At 32.9% G+C, this 18,688-nt stretch carries 17 protein-coding genes, 1 tRNA gene and 1 pseudogene; 6 read left to right on the top strand and 13 right to left on the bottom strand.

Going from position 1 to position 18,688, the window contains the following annotated elements:
• Positions 1-31 precede the first annotated feature (31 nt).
• The 4 genes from GFJ94_RS01610 to GFJ94_RS01625 all read right to left on the bottom strand — a co-directional run bounded on the left by GFJ94_RS01610 (position 32) and on the right by GFJ94_RS01625 (position 3,194).
• Positions 32-799, bottom strand: coding sequence for a TSUP family transporter (locus GFJ94_RS01610; protein WP_153199745.1), 768 nt, complete (start codon positions 797-799; stop codon positions 32-34).
• An 82-nt stretch (positions 800-881) separates the two neighbouring features.
• Complete coding sequence (gene murA, locus GFJ94_RS01615) at positions 882-2,192, bottom strand: UDP-N-acetylglucosamine 1-carboxyvinyltransferase (protein ID WP_153199747.1); 1,311 nt, start codon at positions 2,190-2,192, stop codon at positions 882-884.
• Positions 2,193-2,200: 8 nt separating this feature from the next.
• Entirely contained in the window at positions 2,201-2,902 is a 702-nt protein-coding gene (locus GFJ94_RS01620) for a DUF4290 domain-containing protein (protein ID WP_153199750.1), read from the bottom strand.
• Positions 2,903-2,909: 7 nt separating this feature from the next.
• Positions 2,910-3,194 (bottom strand): DUF493 family protein, encoded by a 285-nt coding sequence (locus tag GFJ94_RS01625; protein WP_153199773.1) that lies wholly within the window; start codon positions 3,192-3,194, stop codon positions 2,910-2,912.
• Between the two features lie 302 nt (positions 3,195-3,496).
• Here GFJ94_RS01625 and GFJ94_RS01630 point away from each other — a divergent pair, with 302 nt between their 5' ends.
• The 5 genes from GFJ94_RS01630 (at position 3,497) to GFJ94_RS01650 (ending at position 8,044) form a co-directional block, all read left to right on the top strand.
• The gene (locus GFJ94_RS01630; RefSeq protein WP_153199751.1) at positions 3,497-4,036 is read left to right on the top strand and encodes an AAA family ATPase; all 540 of its coding nucleotides are present in this window, start codon (positions 3,497-3,499) and stop codon (positions 4,034-4,036) included.
• 38 nt (positions 4,037-4,074) lie between these two features.
• A complete protein-coding gene (locus GFJ94_RS01635; protein WP_153199753.1) occupies positions 4,075-5,961 on the top strand; it encodes an ATP-dependent DNA helicase RecQ in 1,887 nt (628 codons plus the stop codon).
• Positions 5,961-6,908: a methionyl-tRNA formyltransferase gene (gene fmt / locus GFJ94_RS01640; protein ID WP_153199755.1), complete on the top strand. Its 948-nt coding sequence runs from the start codon at positions 5,961-5,963 to the stop codon at positions 6,906-6,908. The genes GFJ94_RS01635 and fmt overlap by 1 nt, the downstream gene beginning before the upstream one ends.
• 176 nt (positions 6,909-7,084) lie before the next feature.
• Positions 7,085-7,363, top strand: a complete 279-nt coding sequence (locus GFJ94_RS01645; RefSeq protein WP_111567791.1) for an HU family DNA-binding protein — start codon at positions 7,085-7,087, stop codon at positions 7,361-7,363.
• A gap of 120 nt (positions 7,364-7,483) precedes the next feature.
• Positions 7,484-8,044 (top strand): YqgE/AlgH family protein, encoded by a 561-nt coding sequence (locus tag GFJ94_RS01650; RefSeq protein WP_153199757.1) that lies wholly within the window; start codon positions 7,484-7,486, stop codon positions 8,042-8,044.
• Here GFJ94_RS01650 and GFJ94_RS01655 read toward each other — a convergent pair.
• Positions 8,037-8,876: an aminotransferase class IV gene (locus tag GFJ94_RS01655; RefSeq protein ID WP_153199759.1), complete on the bottom strand. Its 840-nt coding sequence runs from the start codon at positions 8,874-8,876 to the stop codon at positions 8,037-8,039. The two genes, GFJ94_RS01650 and GFJ94_RS01655, sit on opposite strands and share 8 nt — an antisense overlap.
• 52 nt (positions 8,877-8,928) lie before the next feature.
• Complete coding sequence (locus GFJ94_RS01660; RefSeq protein ID WP_153199761.1) at positions 8,929-9,321, bottom strand: START-like domain-containing protein; 393 nt, start codon at positions 9,319-9,321, stop codon at positions 8,929-8,931.
• Positions 9,322-9,473: 152 nt separating this feature from the next.
• Here GFJ94_RS01660 and GFJ94_RS01665 point away from each other — a divergent pair.
• Positions 9,474-9,547: transfer RNA gene (locus tag GFJ94_RS01665), tRNA-Met, on the top strand.
• A 76-nt stretch (positions 9,548-9,623) separates the two neighbouring features.
• Here the strand turns inward: GFJ94_RS01665 and ilvA are convergent.
• From ilvA to GFJ94_RS01700, 7 genes and pseudogenes are all read right to left on the bottom strand, one after another.
• A pseudogene (gene ilvA / locus GFJ94_RS01670) lies at positions 9,624-10,865 on the bottom strand (threonine ammonia-lyase IlvA).
• Entirely contained in the window at positions 10,865-11,911 is a 1,047-nt protein-coding gene (ilvC, locus tag GFJ94_RS01675; RefSeq protein ID WP_153199763.1) for a ketol-acid reductoisomerase, read from the bottom strand. Before ilvC ends, ilvA begins: the two are co-directional and overlap by 1 nt.
• Before the next feature lie 23 nt (positions 11,912-11,934).
• Positions 11,935-12,522 carry an acetolactate synthase small subunit gene (ilvN, locus tag GFJ94_RS01680; RefSeq protein WP_040470898.1) on the bottom strand — a complete coding sequence of 196 codons (588 nt, stop codon included), beginning with the start codon at positions 12,520-12,522 and terminating at the stop codon, positions 11,935-11,937.
• Positions 12,523-12,532: 10 nt separating this feature from the next.
• Complete coding sequence (gene ilvB / locus GFJ94_RS01685; protein ID WP_153199765.1) at positions 12,533-14,278, bottom strand: biosynthetic-type acetolactate synthase large subunit; 1,746 nt, start codon at positions 14,276-14,278, stop codon at positions 12,533-12,535.
• Between the two features lie 3 nt (positions 14,279-14,281).
• Positions 14,282-15,961, bottom strand: coding sequence for a dihydroxy-acid dehydratase (ilvD, locus tag GFJ94_RS01690; protein ID WP_153199767.1), 1,680 nt, complete (start codon positions 15,959-15,961; stop codon positions 14,282-14,284).
• Positions 15,961-16,848 (bottom strand): branched-chain amino acid transaminase, encoded by an 888-nt coding sequence (locus GFJ94_RS01695; protein WP_153199769.1) that lies wholly within the window; start codon positions 16,846-16,848, stop codon positions 15,961-15,963. The genes ilvD and GFJ94_RS01695 overlap by 1 nt, the downstream gene beginning before the upstream one ends.
• 232 nt (positions 16,849-17,080) lie before the next feature.
• A partial coding sequence (locus GFJ94_RS01700; RefSeq protein ID WP_153199771.1) for a T9SS type B sorting domain-containing protein occupies positions 17,081-18,688 on the bottom strand: 1,608 nt, incomplete at its 5' end.

Here is an 18,688-nt window from a genome sequence, read left to right on the forward strand (position 1 = left end):
CTAGAAGCACTTCAATAAAAGAAGTGCTTTTTTATTTAAAAAACACATCATAACCAAAACGAAGCAACGCCAATCCTACTACAATTAAAAAGAAAATTCGAATAAATCCGTTGCCTTTTGAAATGGCTAATCTTGCGCCTAACCACGAACCGGTAACATTACAAATTGCCATAGGAATAGCAATTGTCCATATGATTTTTCCTTTTAAAACGAATAAAGTTATGGAACCAATGTTTGTTGCCAAGTTGACTAGTTTCGCATAGATATTCGCTTTTAAAAAATCGAAACCAAGTATAGCGATAAACGCCATAATCAATAAACTTCCTGTTCCAGGTCCGATGAATCCATCGTAAAAGCCTAAAAAAACAGCAATTATAATTCCGTAAAGGTAGGTTTGCTTTTGAGTCAGTTTATCGATTTGAAATTGTCCGAAATCTTTCTTAAAATACGAATAAACTAAAAGCAAAATTAAAACCACAAAAAGTAAGGGTTTCATGAAATCGTTTTGCATTACGTTAAGTAAGCTGGAACCTAAATAAGCAAATGAGAAAGAAACAATTGCTAATACTAAAAACAACTTCCAATTCACTTTTGCCGATTTCAAATAGTGATAGGTTGCCATACTCGTTCCACTGAAACCTGGAATTTTTAACGTTCCAATAATGGATGCAACTGGTAAATTAGGCAACAAAATTAAAGCTACTGGTGTTTGAATTAGGCCTCCGCCACCAACAATAGCATCTATAAAACCAGCTACAAAGGAAGCAATGCAGAGAAAAATTATGATGTAGGTTTCCATTTTTAGTAATCAGTGGTCAGTTTTTAGTGTTCAGTAATACAACAGTCTAACTGCTAACTTATTACTGAACACTGAGCACGAACTATACTCTCACAATATTAGCTCCGATTGCGCGAAGTCTTTCGTCGATGCGCTCGTAACCTCTGTCGATTTGTTCGATGTTTTGAATGGTTGACGTTCCTTTTGCTGTTAAAGCAGCAATTAATAAAGAAATTCCGGCTCTAATATCAGGTGAACTCATAGTAGTTGCTTTTAATTGCGATTGGAAATTATGTCCCATAACCACTGCTCTGTGCGGATCACATAACATAATTTTTGCTCCCATATCAATTAATTTATCCACGAAGAACAAACGGCTTTCAAACATTTTTTGGTGAATCAACACATCTCCTTTTGCTTGTGTACAAACAACCAGAACGATACTTAATAAGTCAGGTGTAAATCCTGGCCATGGTGCATCAGAAACGGTTAAAATAGAACCGTCAATATCGGTTTTTATTTCGTATCCGTCTTTATGAGCTGGAATATAAATATCTTCTCCTCTTCTTTCTAAAGTTATTCCTAATTTTCTAAACACGTTTGGAATTTGGCCTAAGTTCTCCCAACTCACATTTTTAATCGTAATCTCACTTCTTGTCATAGCGGCAAGACCAATCCAAGAACCGATTTCTACCATGTCAGGTAAAATTCTGTGCTCGCATCCGCCTAACGTTTCCACTCCTTCAATCGTTAATAAGTTAGACCCTACTCCAGAAATTTTAGCTCCCATAGAGTTTAACATTTTACACAATTGTTGTAAGTAAGGTTCACAAGCAGCGTTATAAATCGTAGTTGTTCCTTCAGCTAAAACGGCAGCCATTACAATATTTGCTGTTCCTGTTACAGATGCTTCATCTAATAACATATAAGAACCTTGTAATCTTCCATCGATTTCCACTCCGTAGAAATGGTCTTCTCTTTCGTATCTGAATTTGGCTCCTAAATTGATAAAACCTTCAAAGTGTGTATCTAAACGACGACGACCAATTTTATCGCCTCCTGGCTTTGGAATATATCCACAACCAAAACGCGCTAACAAAGGTCCAACAATCATAATAGAACCTCTTAAACTTCCACCTTCTTTTTTGAAAGCTTCTGTTTTTAAGTAGTTTACATTTACCTCATCGGCTTGAAAAGTGTAATCACCAGGTCCATTTTTTTGAATTTTAACACCTAAATTACCTAAAAGCGTAATCAATTTGTTAACATCAATAATATCTGGAATATTCGTTACTCTTACTTTTTCAGAAGTTAACAAAACAGGACATAACACTTGTAACGCCTCATTTTTAGCGCCTTGTGGTGTAATTTCTCCTTTTAATGCTTTTCCTCCTTCAATTTTAAATGTTCCCATGTAACTGCCTATTTTTTAAATGTATTTTTATTTTGATTGTTCTTATTTAAATGTCCTTTTAGATTGTTATTTTTCTTAACAATTCCAGGTTTATTTGGGCCAAATTGTGTTTTATTCGATACTTTCTTGTTCACTTTCATTAAATCATGTGTATTCGAAAGTTCTTCGTTGGATTTAGAAAGATTTAATTTTCCTCCAGAAAGTTCTAATAAATGTTCAAAAATCACCTCATCAGTTACCGTGTCTTTGTTCCAACTCAAATAACATTTTTTCATGTGATTAGCGATAACTAAGACTAAAGCATTTTTCAATTCACTTTCTTCCCAGCTATTGGCAACATCAATCATGTATTTGATGTTATTTCCATAAAAACGGTATTTCGGGAAATTTTGTGGATATTTTAAACGCTCTGGCTTCTGAGTTAAAATATCTTTTGATGGAATTGGATAAGGCGAATCTACATCCAATTTAAAATCGGACATAATAAACAACTGATCCCAAAGTTTATGTTGAAAATCCAATACGTCTCTTAAATGCGGATTCAACGAACCCATTACCGAAATGATGTATCTGGCCGCTTTGTTTCGTTCTTCACGATCTTCAATTTCGGTGGCTTGGTCAATCAATTTCTGCAAATGTCTTCCATATTCTGGAATAATTAAATGCGGACGTTCTGAATTATATTCTAAATAACTTACTTCTTCTTGCATGTTTTTTTTATAATGAAATGATGCCTTCGATATCCGAGACTTCAATGTATTTATCTATCACATTTTGAGGACTTGCCATGGTTACACTAATGGAAACACTGGTAAATTTCCCTGTTTTAGACTGTTGTGTAGTAATAACAGCTCCCATATCATTAAAAGCGGCCTCTACCTTTGCAATACTATGCACATCGGAAGGCATAATAAACTTATACAAATACTCTGAAGGCCAAAGCGTTGAATTGCTTAACTCTTCTTTTAATCTTGCGTAAAAATCTTCTGTTTTCTTATCCATCATCATTTCGTATTGGAAAAGCAAATATACTTTTTTATGTTCAGAATTATATTGTAGTAACTTATAAATTTTAACCCAGACTCCACATTAGAAATCTACTCCAACTAAATTCTTCTTCAAACCCAAGAACTTACTCCCATTTTTAAATTCAAAATACAAGAGTATTACATCTTTAAAAATAGTCCGTGAGCTCTTGATTTTATCGAATAATTCAGTTTCGCTACGAAGTCTAATGCGGATTCTGGGTTTTAAGTTGATTAGATTTTTAAAAAAACTTACTTTTGCGCCTTAGTATTTCCAATATGAATAAAGAAATTGTGGTTTTAATTGGTGGTCCAAGCTCTGGGAAAACCACCTTAATAGAGGCTTTAAAAGAAAAAGGACACACTTGTTATCCTGAAGTTTCGCGTGAAGTAATTCGTGAAGCACAAGAACAAGGAATAGAACAATTGTTTCTAGAAAAACCACTTTTATTCAGTGAGTTACTATTAGAAGGCCGAAAAAGACAATTCAAAGAAGCTTTAAATGAAGATGCGAGCATCGTTTTTTTAGACAGAGGCATTCCTGATGTTTTGGCGTATATGCATTACATTGGCGATTCGTACCCTGCTTTTTTTGATAAAGCTTGTCAAGACCATAAATACTCTGCCATTTTTGTTTTACCACCATGGAAAGAAATTTATGTAAGTGATGCCGAGCGTTATGAAAATTACGAACAAGCGGTTTTAATTCACGAACATTTGATGGAAACCTACAAAAATTATGGTTATTCGATTACAGAAGTTCCAAAAGACACGGTAGAAAATCGTGTTGATTTTATTATGAAACATCTTGTTAAATAATTTTTTTTGTAACTTAGTGTTTCTAAAAGCCAATTCACATGTCTGAAGCCTTACAAATTCTTCAAAAATATTGGAAACACGATAGTTTTAGAGAACCTCAAGAAGAAATCATTCAATCGGTTTTAAGTGGTAATGATACGTTTGCCCTTTTACCTACTGGAGGAGGAAAATCGGTATGTTTTCAAATTCCTGCTATTCAATTAAACGGAATTTGCTTGGTAATTTCACCCTTGATTGCTTTGATGAAAGACCAAGTACAGAATTTACAAAGCAAAAATATCAAAGCTATTGCTTTAACTGGTGGCGTTTCTCAAGATGATGTTATTGATATTTTAGATAATTGTCAATTCGGAAATTACAAATTCTTATATCTTTCTCCCGAACGCTTACAACATGACTGGATAGTTGAGCGCTTGAAACAATTACCCATCAACCTTATTGCTATTGACGAAGCGCATTGTGTGAGCCAATGGGGACATGATTTTAGACCGGCGTATTTGAAAATTTCGGCTTTAAAAGAACATTTTCCTACTACTCCATTTTTAGCGTTGACGGCTACGGCCAATAAAAGAGTTCAAGAAGACATTTGTAAGAATTTAGCTTTGGTTAATCCAAAAGTATTTACAAAATCCTTTACTAGAGAAAACTTAGCGTATCATGTGATTAAAACTGAAGATAAGCTTTTCAAAATACAGCAGATTTTAACTAAAAATCCGCAATCTTCTATTATTTATGTTCGTAATCGTAAATCGTGTGTTGAAACTTCACAACAGTTGAATCAATTGGGATTTAGTTGTACTTTTTATCATGGCGGATTACCTGCTAAAGAGAAAGAAAAAAATATGCAATCGTGGTTAGAGAATAAATCTCAAGTCATGGTGGCAACGAATGCATTTGGAATGGGAATTGACAAACCCGATGTAAAAACGGTGATTCACATTCAACTTCCTGAAAACCTTGAAAACTATTATCAAGAAGCAGGAAGAGCAGGAAGAAATGGTGAAAAAGCATTTGGTATTATCTTAACCAATGCTACTGATATAGCCTATACAAAAGCCCAATTTATTGATGTTTTACCCGATAAAAAATTTGTTAGAGACGTTTACGTTAAACTGAATAATTACTTTCAAATTGCTTACGGAGAAGGTTTTAACGAAAGTTTTGCTTTCAATTTAAACCAATTTTGTGCGCATTATCATTTTCCTGTAATTGCAACTTTCAATAGCTTACAATTTTTAGATCGACAAGGTATTATTACTTTCCAAAGTGAATCTACAGAAAAAATTAGTTTGCAGTTTATCATTCCGAGCAAAGAAGTGATTCGCTACATTAGTTTGCATCCGCATGACGAACCTATTATTACTACGATTTTAAGAACTTATTCTGGAATTTTTGATGTTGAAACTACCATAAATCCACATTTAGTAGCCAAAAAGGCGCACACTACAGAAGCAAATGTAGAAGAAGTGATTGATAAATTAGCCGAAAGCGAATGTATTATTTTACACGCTAAAAATAATGATAGTTCAATTACTTTTAACGAAGTACGAGAAGATGATTTAACGATTAATCGAGTGGCGAAGTTTTTAGAACACCAAAACAAATTAAAACAAGATCAGTTTCAGAGCGTTGTTTACTATATTTCTGATGAAGCTACCTGCAAAAACAAAATGCTATTGGCGTATTTTGATGAAATTTCGAAAGAAGATTGTGGTATTTGCTCCTATTGTACTTCTAAAAAAAAAGTCAATCCAATTGAAATAACCAATACAGTTATTCAATTATTAGAAAAAAGTCTGTTAACCTCAAGAGAAATTGAAAACCAACTGCACATTTCTTCAGAAGCGACTATCTTTGCGATTCAATTATTATTAGAGAATAATCGAGTCAAAATCAATTCAAACAATCAATATTACCTTATATAATGGAAAAATTAAAAATTGTATTCATGGGAACTCCCGATTTTGCTGTTGGGATTCTGGATACTATTTACAAAAACAACTATGATATTGTTGGCGTTATAACCGCTCCTGATAAACCAGCTGGTCGTGGACAAAAAGTAAGCATGAGTGCGGTTAAAGAATATGCTTTAGAAAAAAACCTTCGCTTATTACAACCTACCAATTTAAAATCAGAAGAATTTTTAGCCGAATTAAAAAGCTTGGATGCGAATTTACAAGTCGTTGTTGCTTTTAGAATGTTACCTGAAGTAGTTTGGAAAATGCCAAAGTTAGGGACCTTTAATCTTCACGCGTCTTTGTTACCAGAATATCGTGGTGCTGCACCTATTAATTGGGCTATTATTAATGGCGAAACTAAAACAGGAGTTACTTCGTTCTTTATTGATGATAAAATTGATACCGGCGCGATGATTTTAAGTAAAGAAACGAAAATAGGAGCTAATGAAACTGCTGGTGAATTACACGATCGTTTGATGCATTTAGGAAGCGAGACAGTTTTAGAAACTTTACAATTAATTGAAACCGGAAAAGCAATTACAACATTACAAGAAAACAATCCCGATGTTAAAACCGCTTACAAATTAAATAAAGACAATTGCAAAATTGATTGGTCGCAATCAGGAAAGACGATATTTAATTTGATTAAAGGTTTATCACCTTATCCAGCGGCTTGGACCTATATTAAAGATGGCGAGCAAGAATGGAATGTAAAAATCTATTTGGCTAGTTTTGAAGAAAAAGAGCATTCTGACTTCATTGGAAAGATAACAACTACTAAAAAAGAGATTTTTATTACTACAAAAGATGGTGTTTTAAAAATCGAAAGTTTACAATTTCCTGGAAAGAAAAGAATGTTGGCTCACGAATTATTAAATGGAGTTTCGTTTTCAGAAAATGCAATAGCGCTTTAAGCCTTGAAAACACTATATTTAAGCGTGAAAATTGAAAAAACAAACAATGTTATTAACATTTAATCTATTTTATTAACATTTTAGTCGAAAAATAGCACGAATACTTGCGTAGTTCAACAATACCGCTAAATTTGTGATAAATAATTAAGTTTAACCAATTATAAATAACTTTAATCATGAACAAATCAGAATTAATCGATGCAATGGCAGCTTCTGCTGGTATTACAAAAGCAGCTGCTAAATTAGCTTTAGAATCATTTTTAAGCAATGTTGAAGGAACTTTAAACAAAGGTGGAAGAGTATCTTTAGTAGGTTTCGGTTCTTGGTCAGTATCTAAAAGAGCTGCAAGAGATGGTAGAAACCCTCAAACTGGTAAAACTATCAAAATTGCTGCTAAAAACGTAGTAAAATTCAAAGCTGGTGCAGAATTAGAAGGAGCAGTAAACAAAAAATAATTTTGTTACAATAAATAAGAGAGTCCCGATGCAAGTCGGGACTTTTTTTTTGCATTTCATCGAGAATATTTTGAATTTGTAATTTTTTTTTGATAACTTTAATTAATTAACTACAGAAATATGATATCAACTTTACCAAAAAAAGGCCATTTGCTAATTGCAGAACCTTCCATTTTAGGCGATGTTTCTTTTAATCGCTCTGTGGTCTTATTAGCAGAACATAATGATGAAGGTTCTATTGGTTTTATCTTGAACAAACCTTTGAACTATACAATCAATGATTTGCTTCCCGAAATTGAATCTTCTTTTAAAATATACAATGGTGGCCCTGTTGAACAGGATAATCTGTATTTCATTCACAATATTCCAGATATTATTCCAAATAGCGTTGAAATATCCAATGGAATTTATTGGGGTGGTGATTTTGAAACCACAAAACAACTCATAAACGAAGGAAGAATTACGAAAAACCACATTCGTTTTTTCTTGGGCTACAGTGGTTGGAGTGTAAACCAACTAGAAATGGAGATGCAAGAAAATTCATGGATTGTTGCCGAAAACACCCTGAAAAACAAACTGCTTTCAAAAGCAAGTACTTTATTTTGGAAAGAAAAGATAATTGAGCAAGGTGGCGAATATGTTTTATTTTCAAACGCTCCAGAAAACCCAATGCTTAACTAAGTCGAATTTTAGCATTCAATCTTTTAAGTACATCTGAAGCAAATTCAGTTGTATATTCTTTTTTACGATATTTAGTTATAGGTTGAATTCCCGAAATTACGTTAGTTAAGAATAGCTCATCCGCTTTTTGCAAATCGAAAGGAGAAATTGAAGCTTCTTTAACTTCGATTCCTTCTATTTTTTTCAAAATTTCAAGTACTTGTTTGCGCATAATTCCATTTAAACAACCATCAGAAACTGGCGGAGTTACCACTATATTACCTGTTTTCATAAACAAGTTACTTTGTAATGCTTCTACTACATTCTTTTCATCATTTAAAACCAAGCAATTATCATAACCGTTTTCGTCTGCAAAAATACTTCCTGTAATTTGAAGCATTTTATTATTGGTTTTTAAAGAGGAAAGTAATTGTTTAGAAACATAAAAATCTTTGTATAATTCAACTTCATAAGATTCTTTAGCAATAGCATACAAATCAGAATTTAATGCAGAAGCAGTTACAATAAATTGAACACTTCTAGTTTTTGGCAAATAAAAACCATCTGAATCTCTGTAAACAGAAAAGCGAACACGATACGAATTAGAATCTGAAAATGTATCAATTAGATTTAAAATTTGTGTTTCAAAATACTCCATGGTAAAATTCATTGGAATTTCCATGCGGCAAATACGCATAGAAGCCATCAATCTAAAATAATGATCTTCTAAAAAAAACACTTTATTATCCAGCACTTTAATGGTTTCAAAAACACTATCTCCAAATAAAAAACCTCTATTAGAATCAATAAAAATTGTGCTATTTTCCTGAATATTTCCGTTACAATTTACCATAAAAAATCCCGATTTTAAAATCGGGACAAATATAACTTATATAATTGATTTTTTAAACGGAACCTAACACATGTTTTAAGTCAGAAATTTGATTTTCCCACAATAATTTAGATTCATCTAATTCATCTTCGTGAGCAAAATCAGAAATTACAATAGAAACGTCTTTAGTAATTTCATCTTCCATAATTTTTAATTCGAAGAAGTAATCAGTTTCAGTATTATCTTCTTCTAACCATCTGAATTTAATGCGCTCTCCTGTTTTCTTAGAGGCTAATTTTGCTTTCTCTTCCGAGTCATTCCAAATAAAAGTAAAAAACTCACCTCTCGAATTTACGTTATCAGCAAACCATTCTGACAAACCTGAAGGTGTAGAAATATATTGATATAATAGTTGTGGCGAAGATTGAATGGGGAATTCTAATTCATATTTTACTTTTGCACTCATTATTGTAATATTTAAGTTGGAAATATATATAGAATTAATTGAATAAACAAAAAAACATTTTATTTATTTTTTTTTACAAAATTATATTTGCAAAGAATATAAATAGTTTTATATTTGCACCCGAATTCAACAAGGATGTGAGACGAATATTTGGCGAGGTAGCTCAGTTGGTTAGAGCGCAGGATTCATAACCCTGAGGTCACGGGTTCAACTCCCGTCTTCGCTACGAAAATTAAGTTATTAAAAATCAGCGGATTAGTATTTACTAATCCGTTTTTTTATATATTTAAAACAAAAAAAATCTAAATCAAAATAGAAAGCAAGGGTTCTTTCTCATTCAAATATTGAAACTGAAACCCCTTTTCTTTCATTTTTAATTTAACTGAAGCTACATCATTTTCATTTTTAACTTCTAATCCAACCACTACTGGTCCAACATCTCTATTGTTTTTTTTGATGAATTGAAAATAGGTTATATAATCTGACTCGTTTAAAACTTCATTTACGAATTCTCTCAAAGCACCAGGTCTTTGGGGAAATTGAATCATAAAATAATGTTTTAAACCTTCGTAAATTAAAGAACGTTCTTTTATTTCTTCAGTACGTTCAATATCATTATTACTACCGCTGACCACACAAACTATTGTTTTTCCTTTAATTTCGTTGGCAATAAAATCTAATGCAGCAATTGATAATGCTCCGGCTGGTTCTACTACCATCGCTTCTTCATTATACAATTGTAAAATGGTAGAACATACTTTACCCTCTGGAACTAAAATCATTCTATCGAGTGTGTTTTTACAAACAGCAAACGTTTCCTTTCCAACTTGTTTTACAGCAGCACCGTCAACAAACTTATCAATTGAAGTTAATGGTAGTGCTTCGTTTTGGTCTAGAGCAAATTGCATTGAAGGTGCACCTTCTGGCTCAATTCCTAATATTTTTGTTAAAGGACTTAATTTTTTAAAAACCGTTGAAACTCCCGCTGCTAATCCACCACCACCAACAGGCAGTAATACATAATCAATCGTTGGGATTTGCTCCGATAAAATTTCTAAACCAACCGTTCCTTGCCCAGCAATTACCTCTAAATCATCAAAAGGATGAATAAATTCTAATTGATTATCAATAGAAAATTGCTTTGCGGCATGAAAAGCATCATCAAAGGTATCCCCTATCAAAACAATTTCTACAAAAGATATTCCAAACAACTGTACTTGTTTAATTTTTTGTTTTGGAGTTGTTTTTGGCATGTAAATTTTACCTTGAATTTGTAAAACCTGACACGAATAGGCTACACCTTGCGCATGATTACCAGCACTAGCACAAACAATTCCGTTTGCCTTTTGATGCGAATTTAACTGACTGATTTTATTGTAAGCTCCTCTGATTTTATAGGAACGCACTTGTTGTAAATCTTCACGCTTTAAATAAATGGAAGCTTGAAATTTATCCTATAAGTTGATACTGAATTGAAGTGGTGTTTTAACCACCACCCCATTCAGATTGTCTTGAGCTTTTACGATTTTATCAAATAAAGTCATTAGTTTAATTTTGGTCTTAATTTTCTAACCGCTGCACCCGCTTGCCATAATTCTGATTCACGTATTTCTTTTAACTCTACTTCTAGTTTTTGGCGGTAATCTGTTTTACTTCCTTCAGAAATTACTCTATTAGCTTCTCTTCCAGAAGACACTTCTTCATATAAATTTTCAAAAACTGGTGTAGTTGCATCTCTAAATTTACCTTTCCAATCTAAAGCACCACGTTGCGCTGTTACAGAAGTATTAGCAAACATCCAATCCATACCGTTTTCAGCTACTAAAGGCATTAAACTTTGCGTTAATTCTTCTACCGTTTCATTAAAAGCTTCCGATGGCGAATGTCCGTTTTTACGTAATACGTTGTATTGTGCTTCAAACAAACCCGCTAAAGCACCCATTAAAATTCCACGTTCTCCAGTTAAATCTGAATACACTTCTTTTTGAAAATCGGTTTCGAATAAATAACCAGAACCTACACCTATTCCTAATGCAATTGCTTTATCTTTTGCTCTTCCAGTAGCATCTTGAAATACAGCAATACTAGAATTAATTCCTTCACCTTTTAAGAACAATCTTCTTAATGAAGTTCCAGAACCTTTAGGTGCAACTAAAATTACATCTACATCTGCAGGAGGTACAATACCCGTTTTTTCATTAAATGTAATTCCGAAACCATGAGAAAAATACAATGTTTTCCCTGCTGTTAAATGTTTTTTTACAGTATTCCATGCATCTATTTGACCTGCATCTGAAAGTAAATATTGAATAATTGTAGCGTTATCACAAGCTTCTTCAATATCAAACAATGTTTCGTCTTCTATCCAACCATCAGCTAGTGCTTTATCCCAACTTTTTCCGCCTTTACGTTGACCTACAATTACATTGAATCCGTTATCTCTTAAATTTAAAGATTGTCCTGGACCTTGAACACCATAACCTATTACAGCAATTACTTCATGTTTTAATGTTTCTTGTGCTTTTGCTAATGGGAATTCGTCTCTTGTGATTACTGTTTCGTTAACTCCCCCAAAATTTATTGTTGCCATTATTTTTCTTTTTTAATTTTAATTTACATTTGAAATACTTGATCTTTTTTATCTAAAAATTCGTTGTTAATTGTTTGCAGAGCTGGATTTTTTTGCTCCATTTCTACTACTTTTTTATGAATTCCTTCGCTTGCATTGATTATTGCAATTCGGGAACTTCTTACAAATTCGATTAAACCAAATTTGTCTAGTTTTTTAAGTAATTTATTAATTTCTTCTCCTTGCCCTGTAGCTTCAAAAACGGTATAATCGTTTCGAATTACAACTGCTTTAGCTCCGTATTCTCTGAGTAAACGTTCTACTTTTACTTCATTAATAATTACTTCTGTAGGCACTTTATACAAGGCCATTTGTTGCCAAACAATTTCGTCATTTGTGTTGCAATACACTTTAAAAACATCTACAATTTTCTCAATTTGTTTGACCAAATTTTTTACAACTGCTTCTGCCTCAATTACAACAATAGTAAATCGATAAATGTTTGGTACTTCGCTTGGGGAAGTATTAAAACTCTCTAAACTAATTTTTCGTCTTGAAAACATGATGGCTATTTTATTAATTAATCCCACATGATTTTCAGTATATATGGTTAAAGTAAATTCTTTTTTCATTTCCTTTATTTTAGATATCTTCTTTACATAAAACAATTTCCGAAACTCCTTTTCCTTGTAGTACCATTGGAAAAACATTATCTTCCATACGAACTGCTACTTCTAACAAAAAAGACTCTGGACAATCAATCATTTCTTGTAGAGCCAATTTTAATTTTTCTCTCAAAGCCACTATATTTCCTTTAATTCCATACCCTTTTGCTACTTGAACAAAATCGGGACTTTGAATATCGGTAAACGAATATCTTTTTTCATGAAATAGTTCCTGCCATTGGCGCACCATTCCTAAAAAACTGTTGTTTAAAATCAGAATTTTTACATTTGGTTTGAACTGCATGATAGTTCCTAATTCTTGAATATTCATTTGCGCACCACCATCTCCCATTACAGCAATTACTGTTCGTTCAGGCGCTCCGTATTTTGCACCAATTGCAGCAGGAAGAGCAAATCCCATAGTTCCTAATCCGCCACTAGTGATATTACTTCTTGTTTTATTTTGATAAGAATAGCGACAAGTTATCATTTGGTGTTGGCCAACATCAGTAACCATTACCGCTTCTCCATTAGTTAATTCATTAATTAATTGAATCACTTCACCCATAGTAATTTCGCCTTCCGATGGAAACAACTCTGGCTTAATTAACTTTTCCGTTTCAACTTCTATGGCTTTATGAAATTTTGAAATCCATTCTTGATGTGATTTTTTCGCTACTCTTTCTGTTAATAAGGGTAACGTTTCTTTACAATTTCCCCAAACAGGAATTGAAACCAAGACATTTTTATCAATTTCAGCTGGATCTATATCCAAATGAATAATTTGGGCTTGCTTTGCATATTTATCCAAACGACCCGTAACTCGGTCATCGAAACGCATTCCGATTGCAATTAAAACATCACATTCATTGGTAAATAAATTAGGTGCATAATTTCCGTGCATACCTAACATACCAACTGCTAAAGGATGATTGGTTGGAATTGCACTCATACCCATAATTGTCCATGCTGCCGGAATTCCTGTTTTTTCTAAGAATTGTAAAAACTCCTTTTCAGCATTTCCTAAAATTACGCCTTGACCAAAAATTACAAATGGTTTTTTAGCTTGATTAATAATTTCGGCAGCTTGTTCGATATAAGAAACTCTTACATCAGGTTGTGGTTTATAACTTCTTATAAACTCGCATTTTTCATACCCACTATAATTGAATAACTGTAATTGGGCATTTTTAGTGATGTCGATTAAAACAGGTCCAGGTCTTCCACTTTTAGTAATGTAAAATGCTTTTGCTAAAACAGCAGGAATTTCGGAAGCATCGGTTACTTGATAATTCCATTTGGTTACTGGAGAAGTTATATTTACGATATCCGTTTCTTGGAAAGCATCGGTTCCTAATAAATGTGCGAAAACTTGCCCCGTAATACAAACTAAAGGAGTTGAATCGATCATCGCATCCGCTAAACCAGTGACTAAATTTGTTGCACCTGGTCCGCTTGTTGCAAAAACAACACCTGTTTCCCCACTTACTCTTGCTAAACCTTGAGCAGCATGAATAGCACCTTGTTCATGACGAACTAAAATGTGATTAATTTCTTTCTTGTAGTCAAATAATGCATCATAAATAGGCATTATGGCTCCGCCAGGATATCCAAAAATAGTAGTCACATTTTCGGCTAACAATGCTTCAATAACTGCAACACTTCCTGAAACTAGTGTTTCGGATTTCTGCTTTTCTGTTTCTTTTATTTCTAATGTATTCATTTTCTAATATTCATCGGTTACACAACCATTTGAAGCATCTGTAACTAATTTTGCATACTTTAATAACACACCGTTAGTTACTTTTAATTTTGGTTGATTCCATTTACTTTTTCTATACGCTAATACTTCATCACCAACATGTAAATGAATGGTATTATCAACAGCATTAATTTCTATAATATCTTCATCTTCAACTAAAGCAATTGTACCTCCATCATAAGCTTCAGGAGAAATATGACCTACTACAAAACCATGTGTTCCTCCACTAAAACGACCATCGGTAATTAATGCAACACTTTTTCCTAAACCTGCACCAATTAAGGCTGATGTTGGCTTTAGCATTTCGGGCATTCCAGGACCACCTTTAGGACCTACATAACGTATAACTACGACATCGCCAGCTTTTATTTTTTTATCTTCGATACCTTTTATTAATTCTTTTTCACCATCAAAAACACGAGCTGGACCTTTAAAAAATTCGCCTTCTTTACCTGTTATTTTTGCTACGGAACCTTTTAAAGCAAGATTTCCATATAAAATTTGAAGATGCCCTGTAGTTTTTATTGGATTCTCTATCTGACGAATAATATTTTGATCATTAAAATCAATATCTATTACTGCTTCTAAATTTTCAGCTAAAGTTTTACCCGTTACCGTAATACAATTTCCATGTAACATTCCTTTAGAAAGCAAATATTTTAAAACCATTGGCACACCACCTTTTTCATGTAGGTTTTGCATTAAATAATTTCCACCTGGTTTAAAATCGGCAATTAATGGAGTTGTATTACTTAATCGTTGAAAATCATCTTGACTTATAGCTACTCCAACACTTTTTGCCATTGCAATCATATGCAAAACGGCATTTGTACTTCCGCCTAGAGCAATTAAAACGGTAATAGCATTCTCAAATGCTTCAAACGTCATAATGTCTTTTGGACAAATATTTTTTTCTAATAATAATTTTAAATATCCAGCGGCAGATTCACATTCTGCAATTTTATCATGACTTATAGCAGGATTTGAACTTGAATAAGGTAAGCTCATTCCTAATGCTTCAATAGCAATAGCCATTGTATTTGCCGTATACATGCCACCACAAGCTCCTGCTCCTGGACATGAATTCTTTATAATTCCTTTATAGTCTTCTTCAGAAATTGTGCCTGCAATTTTTTCTCCTAATGCTTCAAATGCCGAAACAATATTCAAATCTTTACCTTGGTATTTTCCTGGTGCAATTGTACCACCATAAACCATTATCGATGGACGATTTAATCTTCCCATTGCAATAATACTTCCTGGCATATTTTTATCACAACCAGGAATAGAAATTACACCATCATAGTAATGACCTGAAACAACACTTTCAATACTATCTGCAATAATTTCTCTACTCACCAGAGAATAACGCATTCCATCCGTACCGTTGGTAATACCGTCACTAATACCAATTGTGTTGAAAATTAAACCCACCATATCATTAGCATTAACTTCTTTTTTAATTAAAGATGCTAAATGATTTAAATGCATATTACAAGTATTACCATCATAACCCATTGAAGCAATTCCTATAAAAGGTTTTGCTAGTTGTTCTTCAGTTAAACCAATTCCATATAACATTGCTTGAGAAGCAGGTTGAGAAGGATCTTGTGTTATTGTTTTACTATATTTATTTAATTCCATTATAGGTATACATTTTGATATTCGTTATGAGCGACTCTTCTTTTGTATTTTTTTTGAATGACAGCACCAATAGAATCTTCCCAATTTAATGGAAATTTATAATCATTAACTGATTGTATTCCGATTACTTCAGCAGCTGTACCGCAGAAAAAAGCACTGTCAGCCGTAAAAATTTCTTCTGGAGTAAAATATTTTTCTTCTATTTCATAACCTAATTCTTTCCCTATTTCTAAAACAGTTTGGCGCGTAATTCCTGCTAAAATATTTCCTAAGGGAGCAGTATATAATTTACCTTGTTTTTCAATAAAGAAATTTGCACCAGGTCCTTCTGCAACATAACCATTCATATCAGTTAATAATGCTTCATCATAACCATTTGCTTTAGCTTCTGTAGTTGCTAAAATGCTATTCGTATAATGTCCAACTACTTTAGCTTCCACAAAACATGATTTAGGGTTAGGCCTTTGGAACGAAGACAACATTAATCTAAGTAATGAATCTCCTAAATATTTACCCCATTCCCATGCCATTATGACTACATTAACTTCACTAGTAGGAGTTAAAGACATGTTTTCTCCTAGATAAACCAATGGTCTTATATAGGCATCTTTTAAATTATTTAACTCTAATAATTTATATGTAATTTGTTCTAATTCCTTTTCAGTATATTTTAAATCAATGTGCATTACTTTTGCTGAATAATGCAATCTTTCAAAATGTTCCTTCGCTTTGAAAATTCTGACACCATCTGGAGTATCGTAGGCTCTAATACCTTCAAATACACCATTACCATAATGCATGGTTTGATTGTAAATACTTACTGGAGCATCTTTTACTTTTATAAATTCTCCGTTAAAAAAAATGGTGGTGTTTTCGTTGTAATACATAATTTTTAAAATTTTAAAATAAAAAAAGCCTTTTCCTAAAAACGGAAAAGGCTTATAATAATCAAACCAATCCGTCTATATAACACGAATATTTTTTAAAATACTAATTGTAATATTTATATTTTTCATTTTTAGCTACACTTAACTATTAAAATTAAAAGTCCGATCGAAATAATGGTATTTATTACGATAACGATTTTGTTCCATATATTTGGATTAACTCTCATTTGTATTATCGTATTAATGAGAAATGCGCTTTAAACTGTTTAGCGACTCCATTTTCTGTGTAATCTAATGAGAACCAGTAATCTGTTGATGGAAGTAACTCTTGATTATATGTTCCGTCCCAACCCTCGCTATCGTCTGTAGCGCTTAGTTGTTTTATTAATTTTCCATAGCGGTCAAAAATGTACAACTTAGCATCTGCTTGATTCAAGCCACTGATGTTCCAAGTATCGTTGATTCCATCACCATTCGGTGTGAAGTATTTTGGATAATCAATTACCAGTATTGTTTGAGTAATATATGTACAACCTTCTGTATCGATTACTGTAACTGTATGCTCTCCTGCACTTACTCCTGTAAACACATTTGAAGACTGTAATGTACCTTCATCTAATGAATACATTAAAGTTCCTGTTCCTCCTGTGATATTAACTGTTAATGTAGCATTATCACTAAAATAATCTGTTTGTACAACTGAGATGGCTGTAGCTGGAGTTGTTGAACTTACTGTTGCTGTTGCTGTTGATAACATAGGATCTGATGAACATGTTGTTAACGTATTAGTAGCAATGACACTGTAGGTTCCTACTGCATCAACTACTAATGTTGAACTAGTTGCACCCAAAATAGTATCTCCATTACTATCAAACCATTCAAAGTCATAGTCAACATCATTTAATCCTGTGTTTAATGTGTAGGTTTGGAATACTTGACCATCTGGAGTTATACAAATATTGCCATCTTTTAACACAGGTATAGGAGATGGATTTACATTTACTCGGTAATCTGTATATCCGCCTTGACAATCTCCTAAACTTGACCAAACTCGATAAATAACATAACCATCAGTTGCATCTATTGTGGTTAACACATCATTTATAGTTATTGGTGCTACTCCTGTTCCTGAAAGTGCTCCTGATACATTATCAAACGTTAATACATCCCACGTTAATTCGGTTCCTGCTATAAGTGGAGAAACATTAACTATTAAATCCGTATTTTCTCCACTACAAATTGTTTTAATTGGAGATAGAACTGGCAACCCTGGATTTGGATTTACAGTAATCAATTCACTCTGAAGTGTATTGCCTGGACATCCATTACGTACAGAACTTACTACAAAATAAATTGTTCCTGCAACTAACGGATTACTTGTTATAACTTGTAAATCTATAGCAGTAGCTGTGGAAGTTGATGTAATAGTACCCGAAGTTACACCTCCTAAAACCGTAACTCCATTTGTAATAGCTGTCCAAGTATAAGTTATTCCACTTATATTACCAACAATATCAACATGAACATTATTTGTAGAATTTGTTGAAGAACAAACAGAATTGTCAGCTACTGTAACACTTCTAATCTCAGGATTTGGATTTACAGTAATAGTAATTGGATTTGATGGTATTCCATCACATCCATTAGCTCTTGGAATAATTATTATCGTTATAGTTCCAACATTCTCTGAATCTGTTAATGTTGCTATTTGATTAATGTTAGTCTCATCACCACTAGTTACAAAAGTACTTGTGATATTAGATATCGTTGCGCTCCAACTATAAGTTGTGTTTGGTAAATTACTACTTAAAACAAAATCTAATGGGCTACCATCACAAAT

This window comes from Flavobacterium sp. LMO8, assembly GCF_009495755.1.
Classification (GTDB): domain Bacteria; phylum Bacteroidota; class Bacteroidia; order Flavobacteriales; family Flavobacteriaceae; genus Flavobacterium.